Origin of the sequence: Pseudoalteromonas sp. C2R02, from assembly GCF_018860845.1 — a bacterium.
Lineage (GTDB): Bacteria > Pseudomonadota > Gammaproteobacteria > Enterobacterales > Alteromonadaceae > Pseudoalteromonas.
Genome location: NZ_JAHKQC010000015.1, coordinates 22,320 through 43,775, shown reverse-complemented (window position 1 = coordinate 43,775; position 21,456 = coordinate 22,320). Strand labels below are relative to the sequence as shown.

Genomic DNA, 21,456 nt, shown 5'->3' with positions numbered 1-21,456 from the left:
CTTATCAGCCTAGCCAGGACCTAGCGCCTTCTAAAGCCTAGTCATGCTTTGTAAGCGCGTATTTTGAGTATAAACTAAGGTGAGTTAGCAACTAAACATCACGCTTCTTAGATGATAATGTTTCATGTTTAGTTGAGTCGATTAATAATTTTTGCTTCAAAAAACGTGCTGCCGTAATGAAAAATAAAGGCACAAAGATAATCCCTATGGTACTTGCTAATATCATTCCGCCTAAAATAGGCATAGAAATAGACTCTCTGCTGATTGCACCAGGTCCGCTTGTTAGTACTAAAGGTAATACGCCTAAAATAAATGATGCTGCAGTCATCAATATAGGCCTAAAGCGTGAGCGTGCAGCTTCCATCGCAGCTTGGCTTACATTCATACCTGAGCGATAAAGTTGGTTTGCAACTTCTACAATTAAAATAGAGTTTTTAGCAGCCAAACCAATCAATGCTATAAAGGCAACTTGAAAAAATAAATTATTTTCATTGCCTGTAGCCCATACAAATAAGGAAGCACCTAACATAGCAATAGGGCTAATGAGCAGTACTGCAAATGGCAATGTCCAACTTTCATATAGAGCAGCCAAAAATAAAAACACAAATACAAAGGCCAAAACTAACGCCACACCTAACTGACCAGATGAACGCATTTCTTGTAAGGTTAATCCTGTCCATTCATATCCAATGCCTGGAGGTAAAATTTTAGCAGCTTCTTCCTCAATTGCTTTGATCACATCACCAGAAGCGTATCCAGGCGCTGCTGATACATTAATATTGGCACTGCTAAACATATTGTATCGATTAACCGCAGAAGGCCCCGTTGTCAGTTCTAGCTTTGCCAGTACATTTAATGGCACCATAGCGCCGTTTGAACTTCGAACGTAATAGTCATTTAAATTATCAGGTCTGGCTCTAAATTGAGATTCAGCTTGCATTTTCACTCGATATACTCGACCAAACATATTAAAATCATTCACCGTTGATGAACCTGTAAAAGACTTCATTGTGCTGTATACATCAGCGATAGGCACCTCTAATGCTTTAGCCTTTTCACGATCAACTTCTAAATAAAGTTGTGGTACCTCTCCTTTTAAAGACGTTGAAGCCTTTGCAATTTCAGGGCGTTCATTTAAGTTATTTAAAAATACACCTAATGACTCCATTAATCCTAACCAATTTGACCCAGATCTGTCTTGTAAAGCAAGTTCGACACCTGAACCTGAGCCCAACCCAGCTATTGCTGATGGTTGAAACACATTAAACTCAGCACTGGGTATTTGCTCTAAGGAAGCGTTAATGTCTCTCATCACTTCCTCAACGGTAATACCTTGTTTTTGCCGATAGGACCAAGGTTTTAATACTATTTCAAATTGACCATTTGATTGAGCACTACCACTTCTTCGGTTTTCACCTGCCAAAGAAAATGAATAAGCCACAGCCTCATGTTGCATAATAAGGTCATTTGCTTGTGAAATAACTTTATCAGTTCGTGTCACGGTAGCAGCATCAGGTAAACTAATATCGACAAAAAATCGTCCTTGATCTTCTTGAGGCATAAAACTCACTGGAATTTGGTTAAATACAAACCAACCTGAGGCTATCATCACCATAAATATGACATAACTACGTGTCGCATTTTTACAAGTAAGTAAAACCACTGCACTATATTTACTTGATAGTTTCTCTAAATAAAGGTTAAACCAAGTAAAAAACGCATTCTTTTTTGCCATTTTTGGTTTTAAGAAAAGCGCACATAATGCCGGACTCAAAGTTAAAGCAACTAAAGTAGAAATAAGCACTGCCACAGTAATAGAAATTGCAAATTCGCGATACATAATACCCGTGATACCAGCTAAAAAGGAGACTGGAACAAATACCGCAGCTAATACTAAAGATGTCGCAACCAGCGCACCACTTAGCTCCGTCATCGCTTGTTTAGTCGCACTGACAACATCTAAGTTTTGCTCATGCATTAAGCGCTCTACATTTTCAACCACCACAATTGCATCATCCACTACGATGCCTATCGCGAGCACCATAGCTAATAAACTGATGGTATTAATGGTAAAACCAAACAAAGCAAGTGCGATAAACGTACCTACAATTGATACTGGCACAGCTAAAGCGGGAATTATGGTTGTACGCCAATTTTGTAAAAACAAATATACAACTAAAATCACTAATACCAATGCTTGTATCAAGGTATTTATCACTTCAGAAATAGATAACTTAATAAATTCAGATGCATCAAAAAATAGTTCCCATTTCAAACCTTTTGGAAACCCTTTAGCAAGCGTCGCCATCACTTTTTTTACATTTTCAGTCACTTCAAGCGCATTTGAACCTGGCAGCATATATACTTGTAAAATGGTTGCACTTTTGTCGTTGAGTTTTGATTGTAAAGTGTATGCTGATGAACCTAACTCTATACGAGCAACATCTCTTAGCCTGATCATAGAGCCATCAGAGTGAACCCTTACCATGATATTTTTAAAGTCTTCTACTTTATTAAATCTGCCTTGCGCCCTTACTGGAAAAGTTAATTTAATCGTATCATCACTAGGTTGTGCGCCAATCTCACCCGCTGCAGCTTCTTTATTTTGCTCTTTGATTGCTTTAGAAATATCACTGACTGTTAAGCCATAACCCGCCATAGTATCAGGCCTTAACCACACTCTCATAGAATAACTTCTTGAACCCGTGTTTCTTACTCGCCCTACACCAGGTATGCGTTTTAAAGCCGCTTGAACATTAATTGTTGCATAATTACTCAAGTAAATTTCATCGTATCTCGTATCATCAGAAGTAAGCGCTAACTTTAAAAGTTCAACAGAACTTTCAGTTGACACAGTAACGCCATCAGTTTGAACATCAACAGGTAAACTGCTACCTGCCTGACTTGCTGTATTTTGCACATCAACTGATGCTAAATCAGGATCAGTACCGACATCAAATGTGATAGTGATATTTGAACTTCCAGAATTAGTAGACTTAGATGACATATACAACATATTCGGTGTGCCATTTAACTCTTGCTCTAATGGTATCGCCACAGATTCTGATGCCGTTGTAGCTGTTGCACCAGGGAATGAAGCCGATACTTTCACCGCTGGTGGCGCAATTTCTGGATATTGATCTATCGGCAAAGTTAAAAATGATACGATACCGACTAATAAAATAATCAAAGAGATCACAGAAGCAAAAACGGGTCTTTTAATAAAAAAGTGAGAGAACATTAAACATCTCCCTTTTTATTAATTGTGATTGGGTTCACCTTTTGACCATGACGTGCACGATGCAAGCCTTCAACAATGATTTGCTCTCCAGCACTCAAACCCGAACTGACAACCAATCCTGCTTCCCCATAATGCGCAACAATAATGAAACGACGCTCTACCGTATTATCATCAAGCACCACCATGACGTATATTCCGCCTTGCTCCACTTTGGTTGCTTCTTCAGGCACGACAACCGCATTTGCAAATTCACTTAGTTTAATTTGCGCTTTTGTATACTGACCAGGTAACAGTTCACTGTCAGGATTAGGCAAAACAGCTCGTACCTGAAAAGTTCCCGTTTTTGGATTTACTTTTGGATCAGTAAAGCTTACATCACCCCAATAACGATAATCACTATCATCGGGTAAAGTTATTCGCACAAAACCTGCTAAAGACTTACCTTTTTTATCCGCTTCTATTTGTTCTAAAAGGCTATTCATTCTTCTACGTGCATTTAAATAATCTAAAGAAGACATATTAAATGTCACGTAGATGGGATTAATTCTTTGAATTGTCGTCAATAAAGAAATACCACCATTACCGACAAGTGCGCCTACATCTGCCATCGACCCTCCCACCATGCCACTGATAGGGGCTTTAACTTGCGTATAACTTAACTCAAGTAAAGCTTCATCATATTCAGCACTTGTGGCCATTACAGTTGCTTTAGATTGTTCTTGTGCTGATATGGCATTATCTAAATCAAGCTGACTGGCTGCACCTTGTTGGTATAACGGCTCTAACCTAGCTGTATCACGCTTCGCTTTATCTAAAGCAGCTCTATTTTTTGCCAAAGTCGCTTCTACACGTTTTACTTTTGTCTTATATGGCTTATCATCAATTTGATAAAGTAAATCACCTTCATTCACCCAGCTACCTTCAACAAATTCAACATGCTCAACATAACCTGTAATACGAGAACGCACTTCTACATCTAGAGATGCTTGAGTTCTAGCAACATAGTTACCATAAATAGGCACATTCTGCTTTTCTACTGTGTGTACAATTACATCATTAACTTTTGCAGGCTTTTCTGGCTTATCACAGCCAATAATCAACACACTCAATGCGACAAAAAAGATATTTTTTAGAACATAAGCTGGCACGGCATTCTCACTTCAATGGTATTTATTAAAATCACACCCGCAACATAGAAGCGAATAGGTAATTGGAAGCAATATATCAAGCAAAACTGAATCAAATATGAATGATTACAAATTCGTTGCGTTGCAAAATTGTATATTTATACGTAGAGTTTGCTTATTCAATTTTGGAGAAATTTTATGAACAAATTATTACTAATCATTCTTGCACTATTTTTACCGCCAGTTGCCACATTTCTAAAAGAGGGTGTTGGCAAACAACTTGCGCTGAATATATTATTAAGCATCTTCTTTTTTATACCAGGTGTAATACATGCACTATGGCTAATAACTAAATAAGTTAGAGCACAAAAAATTAGGCCTTCATCTATGAAAAATTCACATATCCAAGTAAATGAAGGTCAGCTACTATGCAAACTTCAATTAACTGATGCAATTGCAGAAGTAAGAGAACATAAAGGGTACCGTTGGCTCGCAACTAAGAAAACTGAGCAATCACCTTTGGTTTTTCAATCCCTAATTAATTTAAACAACCCCACTGAGTTAGTGCTGCCATATACTCGAACTATGACGTTATTTTTACTTTGGAAGCAATCAAGTATTAACCTACTCAACTTAGGAATGGGCGTAGGTTCAATTGAAACTTCACTGGAAAAACACAACATCTCACTCACTTCAGTGGAACAAAGTAAAAATATTACAGAAATAGCAAAAGACTATTTTCATTTACCGACTAAAATAAGCTTAAATATTGATACAGCAGAAGCATTTTTAGATAAAACAAATCAAAGATTTGATGTGATTTTATGTGATATTTTTAACAGTCAAGATCATAGTAGTTGCGTACTTAAAGTCGATTTTTATCATAAATTGAAACAACAACTAAATGAAGATGGTGTCATATTTTTAAACTTACTTCCTAAAGATGCAGCTCAATTACAGCAAATTTTACTATTAATACGCCAAGTTTTTAACTATGTGACTTTAGTTGAATATCCAGATCATAAAAATATAGTTCTAATTATTTCTATCAAGAAAATTCCTGATAAACAACAACTCCTAGATTTTAATGCTAAACATGTACAAGAACAGAGTTTTGATTTCCAAAATATTATAACGTCAATGCTTTATATTCCAGCTAAAGAAAGCCAGCCTTAATTTTATTGACGAGGAAAAGGTATAAACAGATAATATCCTCAGCATAAATCAATACAGAATTTAGTCTTATGAATAAAATATTTAAATTAACCACAAGCAGTTTTGTTTTACTCACTAGCCTTTTATTAGTGGGTTGCGAAGAAAAAGAAGAGATTAAACAAGAGGCTACTGAAGTAAAACAAGATGTTAAGCAAGCATTAAGTGAAGCTTGGCAAGATGCTAAAGAATCTGGTAAAGAGTTCAAAGATGAGTCTTTAACTGAATTATTAGATGAAACTAAAGCGTTAGGAAATGCACTGGCTTCAGAAGGTAAAGAATTAAGTAAAGACCTAGTAGAGCAAGGTAAAGAAATGGCAAGTGATGCAACTGATGAAGCAAAAAAAGCGGCCGATGAACTTGCTAAAAAGATAAAAGTACAGCGCGAAGCAATCGAGAATTCAAACTAGATTTACATCAGTGTAAAGACTAAAAAACAACTTTTTTATCCTAGCCTCAAAAATAAAGGGCTGTAATCAAGTAACCTGTATTCACGCATTTTATAAGCGAATATGCAAGGTTATGTTTACAGCCTTAACTTATGCCAATTAAATATTTTTCCCTATAAAACAACCTATTAAAAGTTTATACAAGCTAGATTGAGCAAAGAGTTTCAGTTATAAAATAACTTGTTTAAACATGATAGGACTTAAAATGTATCTAAAAAAATAATAATGCCAATCCTGTTGATATATGCTTTTTTGTCAAATGCCATTATTGATGAAAAACTCATTGAAGATGACGCAATTATTTTAGGAAAAACAAATTTAAGTGAATGGGCAAACTTTCGCTCTACAAGTGCTTCTAGCGGTTGGAGTGGGTTATATGGACAAAGTAAAAACCCGTAGGACCCAACAACTAATCCATGTCGTTCAAGTTCAGTATCTGGTATTGCTATGGCTGCAAATTTACACTCTTAGCCGTTGGCACTGAAACTCATGGCTCAGTAACCTGCCCCTCAGCTGTTAATGGTATTGTTGGTCTTAAGTCTACTTTAGGCACTATAAGCCGCAGCGGTATATTCCTATTTCTCATAGTCAAGATACAACTGGTAGCATGACACGTAACTTAACTGATGCGACTATCATGCTCAATACATTAGTCGCTAAAGATAAGTCAGATTCAGCTAGCATAGATTCAAAAATTGACTATTTATCGCACCTTAAAATCTCTGGTTTAAAAGGAAAGCATATCGGCATTGTCCCGTAATTTAATGGGCTATCATAAAAAGTTAGATGGTGTTTTGAGCAACCAGCACTTCATCGCCAACCACCTAATCTTCACTTCTTAAAAAAAGCGGGGAATGATTAAATAATCCTTACCCGCTTCCTTTAACACATTATAAAAATGCTACTTTTGTTTTAGAACAGCAACAGCTATGCCCGACGTGATAAAAGTAAATCCTGCGCCCATATTAAGCCCATTAATCACTTTAGGTTTTTGCTTTAACCAATTTGAAAGCTTAGATGAAAACACGCCCATAAGTGAAAAACCGATAGCGGTTAAAAATGCAAACCACATTCCATAAGCTAGCATTTGAATGGTAACAGAGCCTAGCTCTGGATTAATAAATTGTGGGATAAATGCTAAAACAAATAACCCAGGCTTTGGGTTGAGTGCCGCAGATAAAAATCCAGTGATGAAAATAGATTTTATAGGTTGTTTAGCAGCAGGCTCAAGGTTGATTAAACTGCGAGATTTAAGTACTTTTATACCTAAATAAATTAAATAAGCAGCGCCCAAAAATTTGACCCCCATAAAAGCAATTTCAGACGTCTGTATTAATAAAGTTAAACCAAAAGTAGCCGTTACAATATGAAATAAAATACCAGTTCCAGATGCAGCCCCTGAAATACAAGCTGCGAGTTTACCTTGACTCAATCCGCGACCTATCGCCAAAATATTATCCGGCCCAGGAGATATCACTAATAATAAACATGCTAAAGTGTAAGCTAACCAAACTTCCATGGAAAACATAACAAATTCCTTTTTCAAAAAAAATGACAATGAGATAGCTATCTTCACTATATCCATTAAAAATTGTATCAACAAGTCACTATTATATTTTTATTGCAACTGCTTTAGCTAATACCTTTATAAACTGTTAGAATGCGCGCCACTTAAAATTGTGGTGTAAGAACATCACCAAATATGGATAACATCATGTCTAAATTTTTCTTCCGTGGTAAGCCTGATATTATGGGTAAAAATAACATGGGGACTTACAAACCTAAGCCTACTGTTAAGCTAGGTACAGAATCAAACCCATTGACACTAAACGTGCAATCAGATAAACGTAAAGAAGAAGTTGAAGTCACTGTAAATGAACATAACTTCTTCGCAAATATCACAGTTAATGCTGATATTGAAGAAAACATTAAAGAACTTGATGCCGTTTTAAACGTTCCTAAAACACAAACTTTTGAAAAGACACCAAACAGAAATGAGCCATGTTCATGTGGTAGCAATAAAAAATACAAAAAGTGTTGTGGTAAGTAATTCACTATAAAAAATAGCGAGTACTTACAATTTAGATTAAAAAGCTGCTAAATTTGAAAAAGTATATTCATAATCAATTAAAGACAAAGGTATATTTTAGGATCTCTTAATGGCAAAAATATTATGTTTTGGTGATTCTAATACGTGGGGTACCACCCCAAATACGCAGTCAAGATATGATGATAATGAGCGATGGACTGCTCTTTTAAAAACAGTACTAGCTGATCTCCATACAGTAATTGAGTCAGGTCAACCAAACCGAACCTTAGTAAATAACCCCCCTTTTGCTGGCTCTAAAACTGGCATTCAATATTTAAATCCTTTGCTAGAATTACATTCTCCAGACTTAGTCATCACCATGTTAGGTACCAATGACCTCAAAAATAAATTTGCATTATCCGCACAACAAATAGCGCAAGGTGCTTTTGATTTAATACGGAAAATTCAACTTTCAAAAAGTAAAAACCAGCCTACTACTAAAGCCCTTCTATTATGCCCTCCAGCTATTTATGAAGTCGGCAGCTATGCAAGTATTTATAAAAATGGTCATGAAAAATCAATAGCATTAGCCAAATACTACTTAGAGGTCAGCCAAAAGCTTAACTGCGTTTTTTTTGATGTCGGATCTGTTGTGCAAACTTGTAAAAAAGAAGGCATTCACTGGCAAGTAGAACAACATAAAATTTTAGCTGAAGCACTTGTTCCGATTATACAAAAAATATTACCCTAGCTAAAAAGTCAAAATAGCAAACCGAATCCTCGCCCCTCCCTCAAAATGTAAGAATTAATATTTTTCAAACAAAAGCAGTTTATTTTTTGTTAAGCTCAATAATTACAATAAAAGCAATAATTACAAATAAGGAATGTCCGGTGAAAGTATCTACGAGAGAGAAGTTAAAATTTCAGGCTATGGAACTTTTCGCTACACAAGGTTTCTCATCAACCACTGTTGGTGCAATTGAAAAAGCAGCCGGTTTAACAGCACGTTCTGGTGGATTTTATCGTCATTTTCCAACAAAAATGTCGGTTTTAGAGGCGATTGTTGATGAGGCAGAAGTTGAGATACTCGAAGACTTTCAACATAACCTCTCTTTACCTTTAGATAATATAAAACAAGAATTGCTGACAATTGGTCGCATGATTTTACATATAGGTGAAAAATATCGCCCATTACGTATATTGCTCAGAGCCGAAGTAGGCACTTTACCAGAGCTAAGAGAAAAAATGAAAGTGATCAATTCACGCTTAGCTGATGAACATTTGTTTCCTTGGATTGCATCTAATCTTAAAAATACGTCATTTAGTAACAACTGCCCTGATGAAATGATACAGATTATATTTGGTAGTGTATTTTATTACATGATCAGCTTAGATATAGGTGCAACACCTTATGGCATAGAGCAAAATAAATATCTAGAAACTTGGGCTGACGTTTGGACTAAAAACTTATCTTAAATAATAGATTGGTAAACCGTTAATAAGGTAGTTTTTTCGCCTTACTTTGAAATAAAATACACAATAGTAAGGCGAATATACTAAATAAAAAAGCCCAGAAGGGCCCAGGGACCGTTTTGAAAAAGCTAATTCAATTAGCACTTTCTAATGACTAAACAATACAATAAGAAATAAAGTAAGCACAGGGTTTGTTTTTACAAGTTAGAATTAATATGCACTTCCTTTTAATTTAAAATAAAAATATAAATTTAAAAGTTAAAATTAGACATAAAACAGATAATTTATTCAATTAAACTTTCAAACCTAATCAGTTGTTTTATATAGACGGTCTCCTGCATCTCCTAATCCTGGTAATAAATGGCCTTTTTCATTCAAGTCCCTTTCTTTACTAATAGCAATAATATTCACATCCGGATGATAATGATGTAGCTTTTCGACTCCGGCTTGAGAAACTAAAATGCAAATCATGGTGATTTTACCTACCCCATACTGTTTTAACCTATCGATACAGGCGATTGCAGTATCTCCAGTCGCTAATAAAGGATCTGCTAATATCACTTCTTTACCAGTAGACTCTTTTGGCAGTCTAAAATAATACTCTACGGTATTTTGGATAAACTTATCCCTATAAATACCAATATGCCCTGCACTTGCAAACGGCAACATATTTAATAAGCCATCAAGCATGCCATTACCTGCTCGCATAATAGAGACTATAATAGGGGCTTGTGCAACTTCTTCGCCTTTCATTTTCTCTAGCGGAGTTTCAATATCAATACATTTAAGTGCTAATTCTTTTGTTGATTCATAAGCTAATAAACCACTAATTTCGTTTAATAAACGTCTGAACTCACATGATTTTGTCTCTTTGCTTCTCAATAAAGTGAGCTTATGCTGCAAAACGGGATGACTAATTATTGTTAATTTTTCCATTGTCTTGTCCTATTCCAGTATGAGGTGAACGCGATAGATTACTTTTAAAATACAGTGCCATCACTATTAAGTTTTAAAGGCGGTGCGCCAGTATTTCTAAGTGTTTTTGCCACTTTTCGACCTGCCCACCAAGTTCCGCCCTCTAAGACTTTAGCCAAAGGCAATTGAGCCTCAGACATAATTAGCTTATCTCGAATGTTCTCTGCTATTTTATCGAGTAATACAATTGTTAATGCACGCCATTCAATAATTAAATCGCTATTTGCCAGATGAGATTTTGAGAGGTTACTTTTATCTTTTAACGCTATTAATTGCTTATCTAATAACAAACCACCATTACGATATTCTGCCAAACCCGTTAATTTTTCAACGCCAGTCACTGTGATTCCCGCTTCTAAAATAGGCTCTATCAGTGAATAAGTTAACCACTGAGATAATTTATGAAAAGGTACTAAACAAGATAACGGGTCGTCAGATTTTAATTTTGAATACGCCCATAAATCACCCATATTGATATTATTTATGCATATTCTACCCGGCCAAATATTGCCAAAATTAACTAATACACTATTTAAAATTGTGTCAGCTTCAAGCTTTTCACCATAATTAATCGTTAAAAAATCAATTATATTACCGGGTCTATTATCTTTAAAATCATCATTGTTATTAAGCGTATTACCTAATTCACTTATCAAATTTGCACGGCCCTCTAACCCTGCTAAAGGGTTATTGTGAGATACCTGAAATCCCAACTCTAATTTTTGTCGATTAAATGACATTAAAGATTCTGCATCCACTTGAAGAGGCTGAGATTTATCACTTGAAAACATGCCAGACATAAACATATCAAAACTGGCAACCGCAAGGCCCTCAGAGCGAGAAAAACTTTGACCGCAGTGTTTATCAAAGTAACACCATGAATTCCCAGCGCCAGCATCTAATAATACAGAAACCAAGACTAAATCTAATTTAGCTCTTGCCTTATCGTATGCAGATAAGTGATTTAATTTTTCATCAAGTCGCTTTAACCTATCTATATCGCCAACTTGAAAGTGACTCCAACGTGAGTGAAATGGAATATTTAAATCAGGATAGTTATTCTTTATTACCGCTAATACATAATCTGCGACTTCGTCTAATCGAGATATGTTTATTTGAAACTCTCCTATCCCAGCTAAACTCAGATCATATATTTCCTGACTTCGCTCTCTAATTGCTTTAGGCGATAATAAATAGCTCACATCATTGTCATTAATATCTGTGAAAATCATTCCAACTCCCGCCCTTTTACATTGTCAAGTTCGTCATCTGATAGTGCGTCTTCATCACCGGTATAATAACCCGCAGCTTTCTTAGCCTCGATTTCAACTTGGGCATCATCTGGTACCAGATTTTTTGGGATAGATACACGGTTTATAACCTCAATGCCTGACTTTACAATCGCGTTATATTTCATATCACTCATAGACACTAAATGATCTATCTTTGTTATACCAAACCAATGCAATACATCAGGCATAAATTCTTGAAAACGTGCATCTTGAATACCTGCAACACATTCTGTACGTTCAAAATACGTTGCAGCGCTATCGCCGCCTTTTTGTCTTTTTCTTGCATTGTAAACCAGTAATTTAGTGACTTCCCCTAATGCTCTACCTTCCTTTCTAAAGTAAACAATTAATCCTACACCGCCTTCTTGTGCCGTTTTTACAGCTTCTTCAATGCCATGCATTAAGTAAGGTCTGCAAGTACATATATCCGAGCCAAATACATCAGAACCATTACACTCATCATGAACCCTGCATGTGAGTTTTTTACTGCCATCGGCTAAATCATTTATATCCCCAAAAATATAAGCCGTTGTGCTGCCAATTGGCGGTAATAAAATTTTAAGATCAGGCCTAGTTACTAACTCAGGGAACATTCCTCCTGTTTCTTGGAATAAAATTTTTCTCAATTCTCCTTCTTCAATACCAAATCTCTTAGCGATCCCCGGCAAGTACCATACTGGCTCAATGGCTACTTTGGTGACAAAAACATCTTTATTTTCTTTTAAAATTTCTCCATCTGGTTTTAATCTTCCCTTCTCTACGGCTTCATATATTTCAGGCAAAGTTAAATGCGCCTGGGTAATGGCAATAGAAGGCTGAATATTGATGCCTTTCTTTAAAGCTTCACTAAACACTTCATCAATACTGGCGCCCCATGGGTCTAAAGAGATAATTTTTTTTGCATCACACCATGATGCTTTAGGTGTGACGTTAACTGTTGGACTGGTATTTGTAAGATCGGGAATATGATCTTGTGCAAATGTGCCAGCTGCAATTGATAGTGCGCGATAAACCGTGTAACTACCACTATGAGAGCCTATTGCATTACGATTCTCTTTTGTGGATATAGTCGCAATAACAGGACCTCGCTCACTGGCTGTTTGTGCGCCCCATTTTACAGGCGTTGATTCTTTAAACGCCTGATTGGAATGAGATGTTAAAATTACATGGCATGACTTTGAATGTTCCTTCATAAATACTCCTTAATATTTTTTAAACCTAAGGATTTATTAAATAAATACACTAAAAGATAAACTTAAGTTAAGTGCCAAAATACCTATCACCAAAGTCGCCACATCCAGGAACGATATATTTATGCTCATCTAAAATAGGATCAACAACTTCTGTATGAATATGAACTTGGGGAAACTCATTTTGTAGTTTATCGACTGCTTCTAACGCACAAAATATTGAGATTATTTCAATATTATTTAAGTCATAACCTTGTTTTTTCAGCATGCCTAAGCTGTAGCACATCGTGCCTGCAGTTGCGATCATCGGCTCTAAAATAACAAACTTTGCATCAGCTGCTATTTCAGGAGGCACTTTAAATAAATAAGGTTCTGGCTGTGCAGTATCTTCATTTCTTTTTACGCCTATAGAGCATAATCTAGAGTTTTCTATTTTAGACATAAATACAGGCAGCAAACTTAAACCAGCTCTAAAGATTGGCGTTAAAATTACTTCGTGGTTTTCAAGGTGCGGGATCATCGCCTCTGCTATCAAATCAAATAGTTGATCTGCTGTTTTTCTAAACGCTTGATAGGGTAATTCTCTATTTCTTAATCTTGTTAAAAATAAATGCCGTTCACTTATTTGCGCATTTTTAGAACGTGAAAAGCAGGTCACATTAGGTGGTAAAGTAAAATTATTATCTTGATCTGACATATATCAATCCAAAAACCTAACTACTTAAATTGAGAATTTAAAATCATTAAAATCATTAAAAGCATTCAAGCTGAAAATAAAAATAATGAGTTTATAAATAAAATAAACTTTTCTTATTCAAAGACTAATAGACAGAACGTGATCCAACAAGATTTTGTAAAATATAATTGAGCAGAGGAATTAGAAATATAGATAAGTAAGCTAAGAAAAAACGCTTAGCTTACTAGAATGTGAAGGGGGTTATTCTGCTACTATCACTTTTTCAACAATAATAGCCTCTTTTGGCACATCATCATGCTCGCCTTTACTGCCTGTTTTAACTTTTTCAATGCTTTTAACGATATCCATACCATCAGTCACTTTGCCAAAAACAGCATAACCCCAGCCGTCATTGGTTTTTGATGTAAAATCTAAAAATGAATTATCTCGGGCATTAATAAAAAACTGTGAACTCGCTGAATGTGGCGACATAGTACGTGCCATCGCTAATGTGCCCGCTAGGTTTTTGCCACCGCGATTAGCTTCATTAACAATAGTATCAAAGCCTTCTTTTTCATTCATATCAGGCGTCATACCACCACCTTGAATCATAAAGCCTTTAATTACACGATGAAATATCGTGCCTTCATAAAAACCTTGTTGGCAATATTTTAAGAAGTTTTTTGCTGAAATAGGTGTATTTTCAAAATCCAATTCAATTTTGATATCACCCATATTTGTTTTAAATGTGATCATAACTAATGTCTATAAAACTAAGATATACCTATTTTAATAGACAAAGTATCCGTAACATAATTAATTATGCAATTTTCACGATATTTTTTGATTCTTCATCAATGCGTTTTATCATTTGTTTTTCGGTTAAAGGTTTACTAAAAAAATACCCTTGAAATTGATGACAATACAAACTTTTCAATACTGTCAATTGTGCCTGAGTTTCAACACCTTCGACAGTGACAGATAAGTGGAATGACTCTGCAATCGCACAAATCGCTTTAACTAACTGCGATACACCATTATCTGTTTCTATATTCTCAATAAATGAACGGTCTATTTTGATACCATCTATCGGTAAGTTTTTTATGCGACTAAGCGAGCTATAACCTGTGCCAAAATCATCAATATATATGCCAATTCCCAATTTATGAATTTCTTTAAGCTGTTCAATTAAAGCAGCCTCTTTTGCCATCATGGCAGACTCTGTTAATTCAATTCTAATTTGCCTGCGACTTAATGGTGATTGATTAACACGATTAGTAAGCCAATGCATAAAACTATTTTGCTGTAGTTGAAGTGGTGAAACATTAATATTAATGAATAGATCTTGAGACTTATCACCTAATTGTTCCATAAATCTTAATGCACGTTCAAAAACCCACTTACCTAGTAGTGACATTTTTCCGCACTCTTCTGCAATAGGTATAAATTCTTCAGGACTGATACGACCTAACTCATCACTATCCCATCTAAGCAGTGCTTCAAAACCAATTAAGCGTATACCTAACTTACAGTACAAGGGCTGCAAATTGATTGATAATTCTAAGTCTGGAATTAAATCATGTAATAAGGTTTCTATTTGTAATCTACGATTAATTTGCTGGGATAGTTTTGAAGAGAAAATATAATAATCATTTTTACCTTGCTGCTTAGCTTCATACATAGCAATATCTGCATCATGAATGAGTTTTTTCGCGTCATATTCTATACAAGGTGAAGTGAATTTACGTACGCCAATACTGCCACTCACTGATAAGCTGTGTTCATTATAATTAAAGGGCTTTCGGATCTCTTCAAGTATATTTATTAATAAACCAATTAGGTTTTCGCTCAAATGATTTTGTCGGATCAAAACAGCAAATTCATCTCCGCCTAATCTAGCGATATCAGAAAATGGCCCCAGTAAATTTTGCATTCTTGCTGCAAACTCAATCAATACTTTATCGCCAGCGACATGACCTAAAGTATCATTTATTAATTTAAACCTGTCTAAGTCGATATAAAGTAATATAAATCGACTTTGAGAACTAAACCTTAACTTATCAAGCAACTCTAAAAAAGTTTGCCTATTGAGTAAATTCGTTAAACTATCGTACTGCGCTCTATATTTTAGCTGCTCATTAAATAGTTTTGCTTGTGTTATATCTACTAATCGACCTTCATAACTCCATATACCATCATTTTTAACCCAGTTTCCGCTTTGCCTCACCCAAATGCTTTTTCCATTTTGCTTTTTAGCTAACCATTCAAATTCTTGATGATTTAATTTATTTTTCACATCCTGTTGCCATTGTAAAGTTTGATCTGGACTATAAATAAAACGACTGAAAGAGACGTTTTTCTTATCGATATCATTATCGAGCAGTAGAGATGAAAAAGCGGGATTAAAGGTCTTTATATTTTCATTACAATCTAGTATAAAAAGACCTTCATGGGAGTTTACAAACAATTTTGTATATTGATTCTCTGACTTTATTTGTTGCTTTAACGCTTGTGTTTTTAATAAAGATTCTTTTTTAAGTTCACGATTAGAGTCAACTAAACTTGCAGTTCTTTGAACTACAATCCGATTGATTTCCCTGTTGCGACCTTTTAGAGCGAATATTTGGAACAATATTAAAGCACCACACATCCATGAAACAACCACTAAAGAAATTATCACGCACAAACGTATTGGCAAAACGGGAGGACTTAAACTTTCAGGATTATATAGCTCTAATGTCAACTCATGACTAAAAAACTGACTTGATGTGGAAACACTTGCTTTAATTTCATCTAAGTTAAAACGACCTTTCCAATCCGTCGTGAAAATCACTTCTTCTTGATTAATAAGGCGAATATGCTCTCCTGTTTCAGCATATAAATTATGATAAAGATTTTCTAATAAGCTAGAGAGAGCAAGCCTTAAGCCGAGTGCTGAATGCACTTTACCGGCAACTTTTTGAATTAATACTAAACTCCATTGATCATTCTTTTGTGGCCAATTAAGTGCAACAACACCATGCTCTAAGGACAGCTTTGTTAACTCATTTTCATTCAGTGCTATTACTTGTCCAATATTGTGACCATAATCTGAAACAGGCGCTGCTTTTATGACTCCCATTAAATCATCTTCAAGCTTAGCGGGTAAATACAATCTAAAATCGAATTGTCCTTGTTTAATTTGTCGTGTTTGTATTTCCTCGATTTGCTCTGATTTAAATAAAACATACTGCTCTAAACCGACTTCTATTTCGATTCCTTGTAATTGAGATTGCGCGACTTTATAAAAACTCTTTGAACTAATATTTGAACTAGATTGAAAGTATGCATCAAATGCATAAAGTAAATTTTCGAGTTGCCTTAATTTATTTTGAAAAACTTGGTTATATGATGATAGTTGTATATTTAAGTCCTGCTCTGACTGCGCTTCATAATGCTTTTCTAAACGCAAACCAATAAAAGACATCGCAATTACAAATATCAAATAAATAAATAAATGAAATCTAAATCCTTTTAATTTTAAGTTTAATTGCTTCATGCTCTAGACTTCTTAAAATTTACCAGTACCATAGTTGCAAATGATAATAGTTTTTATTTGAGTGTATGAAAAGTAATTTATTGGTATTTATTGCATTATTTGCATCAAGCGCTGAAGTTTTAGCCAAACCTGTTGAACAATTAAACATTTATTCTTTTAGAAAGCTCGAATTGATAGCTCCTATTATTTCTTCATTTGAGAAAGAATCTGGCATAAACGTTAATTTAGTGCATGGTAAATCGAAATATTTATTAAAAAGACTGGAGGTTGATGGTAGACAAAGTCATGCAGATCTATTACTCACATCCGATTTAAGTCAGTTAGCTAATAAAAAACATTTATTGCAACCTTTTACTGAATTTACTAATTTAGCACACGTAAATCAAAGTCTCATAGATGATGAAAAATACTGGGTCAGTACTTCATTAAGGGCGCGTACTATCTTCAGTGCAGAGCACACTACATTACCTATCCCAGAGTATTATAGTGACTTTAATAAATCACAATATCATGGACAGTTTTGTATCAGAGATTTATCGCATAGTTATAATAAAGAGCTATTTGCCTCTTTATTATCTATAGGTGAAAAAGAAAATACTCATTGGCTACAAAAACCAGAAAAACTATTGGTAAAGCGCCCTACCGGTAATGATAGAGATCAACTTCGTGCATTAGCTAATGGACAATGCCAATTTGCACTAGCTAACCATTATTATTTTGATATGTTAGCGCATTCTGAAAATCAAAAAGATCAACTTATTGCTTCAAAGTTAAAGCGTCATTGGTTAAAAACATATAAAGGCACAACACTAATTTCAACAACCACGGCTGCTATTACTAAATATGCACCAAATAAAAGTAATGCAATTATATTTATGAATTATCTTTTAGAAGCACAAACACAAAAAATTTATGCTTCGAAGCTTTATGAATTCCCTGTATATACACAAAACAAACACGATCAAACAACATTTGAAAATAACAACTTGAAAATGATCCCTGATGTAAAAGCCGTCAAAACGAGTTTAAGTTTTTTAGTTAATACAAAAATCTTATAAAGTGTAATTTGAATAATCAACTGTTGATATTTCATCTATTTCAATAAACATCGCCATAGAGCCTACTAATCGCATTTTAGTACTTAAAGGTAATATGGCATTTTTAATCTTTATAAAGCTTAAAGTTAACTTTAGTTTATTGATATCGGCCGAAAACATAGGAGAGAAATGATCATTATTGATAATCTCTATGTTTTGTACAAACTGATTATTTTTATCAAAAGTTAAAATGCCTTCAAGTTTATTTTTAGCAGTTTCACCAAATCGACTATAACCTACCTTAAATGATGATTTAATAAATTCATTATCTTCATTGAGAATTTGTAAAGTATCAATATCGACTAATTGAGAAATACTAATCGATTGATTATTTTTACTGTTATCCTTTTTCTTCGATTTGTTTTTAAGATATTTATTTACTTGTGCTTTTGTCGGTATTTCACCATTTAATTCAATTAAAGACCACGACTGAGCAATACTTGCAGCAGGAGAATACGTTTCAAGGCTGGATGTAACATCACCTTCTTCGTTTTCATATTTGGTAATTGTATAAGAGAATTTTTTGCGTTGAGTTTCGCTAAATAACTTAAAACTCGCCCTGACATTATTTTGATGTTCAAGCTGATCTGTTTTAATTGTTTCACTGTGAGCCTGATTTGCAATTAAGCACACGATTAAGCTAATTAATAATTTAAAAAGAGTCATAGTTTATTTCCTAATAAAATGATGACTCAGCTTAAGTGGTACATTGTGAAATTACTGTGAAATAGTACTTACTTTAATTAACTATCAGAAAATAAGACTTCTCTTTTACCATTGACACCTTGATTAAAATCTAACTCTACAGCTTTCAGTCCACTTGCTTCACTTAAAGATTTAACCATTTCACGGTTAAAGTAACTATTAGTTTCATCTTGAATATAAGTATTTAAATCGACCCAACATGCATCTTCAATTTCATCAGTATCTTGAATTTCAATTTGAGTTGTTATTGGTTCTAAACGACAAATAAAATAGATATTCGATTTTCCAAAACGGTAAGGATGCTTATTGGCAAAACCAACAAGCTGCTGAAACTTTGCTGTAATACCGGTTTCTTCAAATACTTCACGCTCAATCGCTGTATGAATATCTTCATCTAACTCTATATGACCGCCAGGCAGCTTATAACCTGTACCTGTTGCTATCTTTTCACGTATCACTAATACTTGGTTATGTTTATTAATAACTAAAGCACCTGCGCCTATAGAGTGCGTTGGTACAAATGGCGCATAAGCACCTTCAACGAGTCGTAAAATAAGTGTTATTTCTGTTTCGAGACAATTATGAAATACGAAACCTAATTCAGTAGCGATTGGCACAATATTACTGCGCTCTATTGGTAAGGTTAACCAAATTAGACGTTTATTCTGAGAAGCTGCATAAGCAATAGTTAGCTCTAATGCAGCCTGGAATAAAGTTTGTGTTGCAGGTAACTTATCTGTATCAATAATAATGCCATTAAAGGCGTCGGCTTGAAATGAGAGCAAAAAAATACCTGACCATAATATTTAAATATCGAAAAATCATAACACAATAAAAAAACATATCAGCTAACTTTCATTCGCAAAATCATTTATCAGCTAAAAAAGCCAAACATCACCGATATTAACCATTAAACACAAATGTAAAAAATACAGCTGATAATCGTATTATTATTCATTCCAAGCAAACTTAGCAGCAAACAAATTAAAGCTAAACACAATATTAAGGACAATAAAATGAACTCTTTAAACTCATCAGAACTTTATAGCACAACAGCATTAGGCGTATTTGTTATAGGTGGTTTAGCTTTAAACGGAATGGCTTCAGCAGTCGCTGTTGGTTCATTAATTGCTGCGACAACACTTATCGCAACTTATATTTTCACAAAAAAATAAAGCATTAAAGGCTCAACCCAACTTGCCAACAAAAACCACAGCCAACCCTCTGTGGTTTTTTTATACCTATAAAGCCATGAATATAAAATAATTTTCTGTAGACTGGCTTTAGCCTAATAGTTTGAAATTCCAGTATTTAAGCTTTATGCGGCTAACCCCTCACCTACAAAAAAAGACTACCATCTAAAATTTTATGCTACCCCTAAATTTAAACCTAATGGTTAAATTTGATACATTCCTGTATGTTGGCTTTAGCCTAACACTTTAAACCTCAGTATTTACCCCTTAAAAAAGCTCACTACATCCACTATTGATTTCTGCATAAAATTCATTGGCTGAATGATAAACTTATCAAATTTCAACTCTTCTTCACCTGAGGTACTTTGAAGTTTGTTATTTAGTTTCACTAAGTCTTTTTGACTTAAACTTAATGGTGCTTCATGAGGTTGATAAGTTGTGCCAATATCATAAACTTCTGTCGGTTTATTACTCATTTCTATATGCGACCCCAGCAAAGCACTCACTTTATTTCTTTTACTAAACTCAGTTAACCTATTGATGCTTTGCTTATATTCATCCCACTCTCTTATATAGATAAGCCCAGGATAAAAACTATCTCCTGTTAATAACCATTTTGTTTGTGGATCATAAATTGTTATTGCTTGATTTTGATGACCTGGTGTAGGAATGATAGATAACTCACGATTTCCCAAATCAAATTCACTTATATAATTAGGCCAATTATTCATTTTAAAAAAGTGATTTACTTGTTTTTGAGTTGTGCCAACAAATGTCACATTTCCTTGCCCACTAAACAGTTTATCACCCGCATAATGATCTGAATGCGTATGACTATGCGCAACAATTATTTGTTTTTTCGAAGGTTCAGTACTTTTAGCGATAATATCATTTACTGCTTTAACTAAAGGCATATCTTTTTCATCTTCAATCGCACCAGTATCAAGTACTAATACTTTTTCTTCGCCGATTAATACATAAATAAATGGCGCTTCAAAAGTCAGGCATTTATTTTGCCTAAGTATATAGCTGGTTTCATTTACTTTTAATACATCCAAAGCTTGCGATTTATCATTTTCACAATTAACTGCCCCATGAAGCCATTTTTTATTATTAATTAACTCTAATTCATTAATTTGGTTTGCATTTACAATTTGCGTACTTAAAAGTACACCTATCGTCACTAATGTTTTTGTAGGATGTTTCATTTAATGCAGGCCTCTTTTATGGAACAATCAAATGTTAAATTATAAAAGTAA

23 protein-coding genes are annotated in these 21,456 nt (G+C 34.5%); 11 read left to right on the top strand and 12 right to left on the bottom strand.

The features are described from left to right. Window positions 1–91: 91 nt before the first annotated feature. Window positions 92–3,241: a multidrug efflux RND transporter permease subunit gene (locus KO527_RS04855; protein WP_216039238.1), complete on the bottom strand. Its 3,150-nt coding sequence runs from the start codon at window positions 3,239–3,241 to the stop codon at window positions 92–94. After that, a complete protein-coding gene (locus tag KO527_RS04850; protein ID WP_216039237.1) occupies window positions 3,241–4,389 on the bottom strand; it encodes an efflux RND transporter periplasmic adaptor subunit in 1,149 nt (382 codons plus the stop codon). Before KO527_RS04850 ends, KO527_RS04855 begins: the two co-directional genes overlap by 1 nt. Window positions 4,390–4,566: 177 nt before the next feature. Between KO527_RS04850 and KO527_RS04845 the strand changes: the two genes are divergently transcribed. From KO527_RS04845 to KO527_RS25790, 6 genes are all read left to right on the top strand, one after another. Beyond that, window positions 4,567–4,725 carry a YqaE/Pmp3 family membrane protein gene (locus KO527_RS04845; RefSeq protein ID WP_216039236.1) on the top strand — a complete coding sequence of 53 codons (159 nt, stop codon included), beginning with the start codon at window positions 4,567–4,569 and terminating at the stop codon, window positions 4,723–4,725. Window positions 4,726–4,755: 30 nt separating this feature from the next. Beyond that, on the top strand, window positions 4,756–5,544 hold the full coding sequence (locus KO527_RS04840; RefSeq protein ID WP_216039235.1) for a hypothetical protein: 789 nt from the start codon (window positions 4,756–4,758) through the stop codon (window positions 5,542–5,544). A 68-nt stretch (window positions 5,545–5,612) separates the two neighbouring features. Beyond that, window positions 5,613–5,990: a hypothetical protein gene (locus KO527_RS04835; protein ID WP_216039234.1), complete on the top strand. Its 378-nt coding sequence runs from the start codon at window positions 5,613–5,615 to the stop codon at window positions 5,988–5,990. 264 nt (window positions 5,991–6,254) lie between these two features. Continuing rightward, a complete protein-coding gene (locus tag KO527_RS25795) occupies window positions 6,255–6,428 on the top strand; it encodes an amidase family protein (RefSeq protein WP_252733430.1) in 174 nt (57 codons plus the stop codon). A 17-nt stretch (window positions 6,429–6,445) separates the two neighbouring features. Next, a complete protein-coding gene (locus KO527_RS26360; RefSeq protein ID WP_354668604.1) occupies window positions 6,446–6,640 on the top strand; it encodes an amidase family protein in 195 nt (64 codons plus the stop codon). Continuing rightward, window positions 6,637–6,789, top strand: a complete 153-nt coding sequence (locus KO527_RS25790) for a hypothetical protein (protein WP_252733428.1) — start codon at window positions 6,637–6,639, stop codon at window positions 6,787–6,789. The genes KO527_RS26360 and KO527_RS25790 overlap by 4 nt, the downstream gene beginning before the upstream one ends. Before the next feature lie 141 nt (window positions 6,790–6,930). Here the strand turns inward: KO527_RS25790 and KO527_RS04825 are convergent, their stop codons facing one another. Further along, on the bottom strand, window positions 6,931–7,557 hold the full coding sequence (locus KO527_RS04825) for a LysE family translocator (RefSeq protein ID WP_216039233.1): 627 nt from the start codon (window positions 7,555–7,557) through the stop codon (window positions 6,931–6,933). Window positions 7,558–7,743: 186 nt separating this feature from the next. On the opposite strand from KO527_RS04825, the gene KO527_RS04820 reads away from it, so the two are divergent. From KO527_RS04820 to KO527_RS04810, 3 genes are all read left to right on the top strand, one after another. Further along, window positions 7,744–8,079 (top strand): PBPRA1643 family SWIM/SEC-C metal-binding motif protein, encoded by a 336-nt coding sequence (locus tag KO527_RS04820; protein ID WP_216039232.1) that lies wholly within the window; start codon window positions 7,744–7,746, stop codon window positions 8,077–8,079. 109 nt (window positions 8,080–8,188) lie between these two features. Next, window positions 8,189–8,809: an SGNH/GDSL hydrolase family protein gene (locus tag KO527_RS04815; RefSeq protein WP_216039231.1), complete on the top strand. Its 621-nt coding sequence runs from the start codon at window positions 8,189–8,191 to the stop codon at window positions 8,807–8,809. A gap of 140 nt (window positions 8,810–8,949) precedes the next feature. Beyond that, window positions 8,950–9,534 carry a TetR/AcrR family transcriptional regulator gene (locus tag KO527_RS04810; RefSeq protein ID WP_216039230.1) on the top strand — a complete coding sequence of 195 codons (585 nt, stop codon included), beginning with the start codon at window positions 8,950–8,952 and terminating at the stop codon, window positions 9,532–9,534. A gap of 303 nt (window positions 9,535–9,837) precedes the next feature. Here KO527_RS04810 and upp (KO527_RS04805) read toward each other — a convergent pair whose 3' ends face one another. The 6 genes from upp (KO527_RS04805) to KO527_RS04780 form a co-directional block, all read right to left on the bottom strand. After that, window positions 9,838–10,467, bottom strand: a complete 630-nt coding sequence (gene upp / locus KO527_RS04805; RefSeq protein WP_216039229.1) for a uracil phosphoribosyltransferase — start codon at window positions 10,465–10,467, stop codon at window positions 9,838–9,840. A 44-nt stretch (window positions 10,468–10,511) separates the two neighbouring features. Beyond that, window positions 10,512–11,738 carry a DUF1688 family protein gene (locus tag KO527_RS04800; RefSeq protein ID WP_216039228.1) on the bottom strand — a complete coding sequence of 409 codons (1,227 nt, stop codon included), beginning with the start codon at window positions 11,736–11,738 and terminating at the stop codon, window positions 10,512–10,514. Further along, window positions 11,735–12,991 carry a GTP cyclohydrolase II gene (locus tag KO527_RS04795; protein ID WP_216039227.1) on the bottom strand — a complete coding sequence of 419 codons (1,257 nt, stop codon included), beginning with the start codon at window positions 12,989–12,991 and terminating at the stop codon, window positions 11,735–11,737. The genes KO527_RS04800 and KO527_RS04795 overlap by 4 nt, the downstream gene beginning before the upstream one ends. Before the next feature lie 67 nt (window positions 12,992–13,058). Next, complete coding sequence (gene upp, locus KO527_RS04790) at window positions 13,059–13,685, bottom strand: uracil phosphoribosyltransferase (RefSeq protein WP_216039226.1); 627 nt, start codon at window positions 13,683–13,685, stop codon at window positions 13,059–13,061. Between the two features lie 240 nt (window positions 13,686–13,925). Further along, window positions 13,926–14,420, bottom strand: a complete 495-nt coding sequence (locus KO527_RS04785) for a peptidylprolyl isomerase (protein ID WP_216039225.1) — start codon at window positions 14,418–14,420, stop codon at window positions 13,926–13,928. 64 nt (window positions 14,421–14,484) lie between these two features. Next, window positions 14,485–17,202, bottom strand: coding sequence for an EAL domain-containing protein (locus tag KO527_RS04780; protein ID WP_216039224.1), 2,718 nt, complete (start codon window positions 17,200–17,202; stop codon window positions 14,485–14,487). A gap of 65 nt (window positions 17,203–17,267) precedes the next feature. Here KO527_RS04780 and KO527_RS04775 point away from each other — a divergent pair, with 65 nt between their 5' ends. Further along, on the top strand, window positions 17,268–18,260 hold the full coding sequence (locus tag KO527_RS04775) for an ABC transporter substrate-binding protein (protein ID WP_216039223.1): 993 nt from the start codon (window positions 17,268–17,270) through the stop codon (window positions 18,258–18,260). Here KO527_RS04775 and KO527_RS04770 read toward each other — a convergent pair. Together KO527_RS04770 and KO527_RS04765 are read right to left on the bottom strand one after the other, a co-directional pair. Further along, a complete protein-coding gene (locus KO527_RS04770) occupies window positions 18,255–18,965 on the bottom strand; it encodes a hypothetical protein (RefSeq protein ID WP_216039222.1) in 711 nt (236 codons plus the stop codon). The two genes, KO527_RS04775 and KO527_RS04770, sit on opposite strands and share 6 nt — an antisense overlap. 77 nt (window positions 18,966–19,042) lie before the next feature. Continuing rightward, a complete protein-coding gene (locus tag KO527_RS04765) occupies window positions 19,043–19,789 on the bottom strand; it encodes an NUDIX domain-containing protein (RefSeq protein WP_216039221.1) in 747 nt (248 codons plus the stop codon). A gap of 231 nt (window positions 19,790–20,020) precedes the next feature. Here KO527_RS04765 and KO527_RS04760 point away from each other — a divergent pair, with 231 nt between their 5' ends. Further along, the gene (locus tag KO527_RS04760; RefSeq protein WP_216039220.1) at window positions 20,021–20,179 is read left to right on the top strand and encodes a hypothetical protein; all 159 of its coding nucleotides are present in this window, start codon (window positions 20,021–20,023) and stop codon (window positions 20,177–20,179) included. Between the two features lie 278 nt (window positions 20,180–20,457). Here the strand turns inward: KO527_RS04760 and KO527_RS04755 are convergent, their stop codons facing one another. Next, a complete protein-coding gene (locus KO527_RS04755) occupies window positions 20,458–21,405 on the bottom strand; it encodes an MBL fold metallo-hydrolase (RefSeq protein ID WP_216039219.1) in 948 nt (315 codons plus the stop codon). Window positions 21,406–21,456 lie beyond the last annotated feature (51 nt).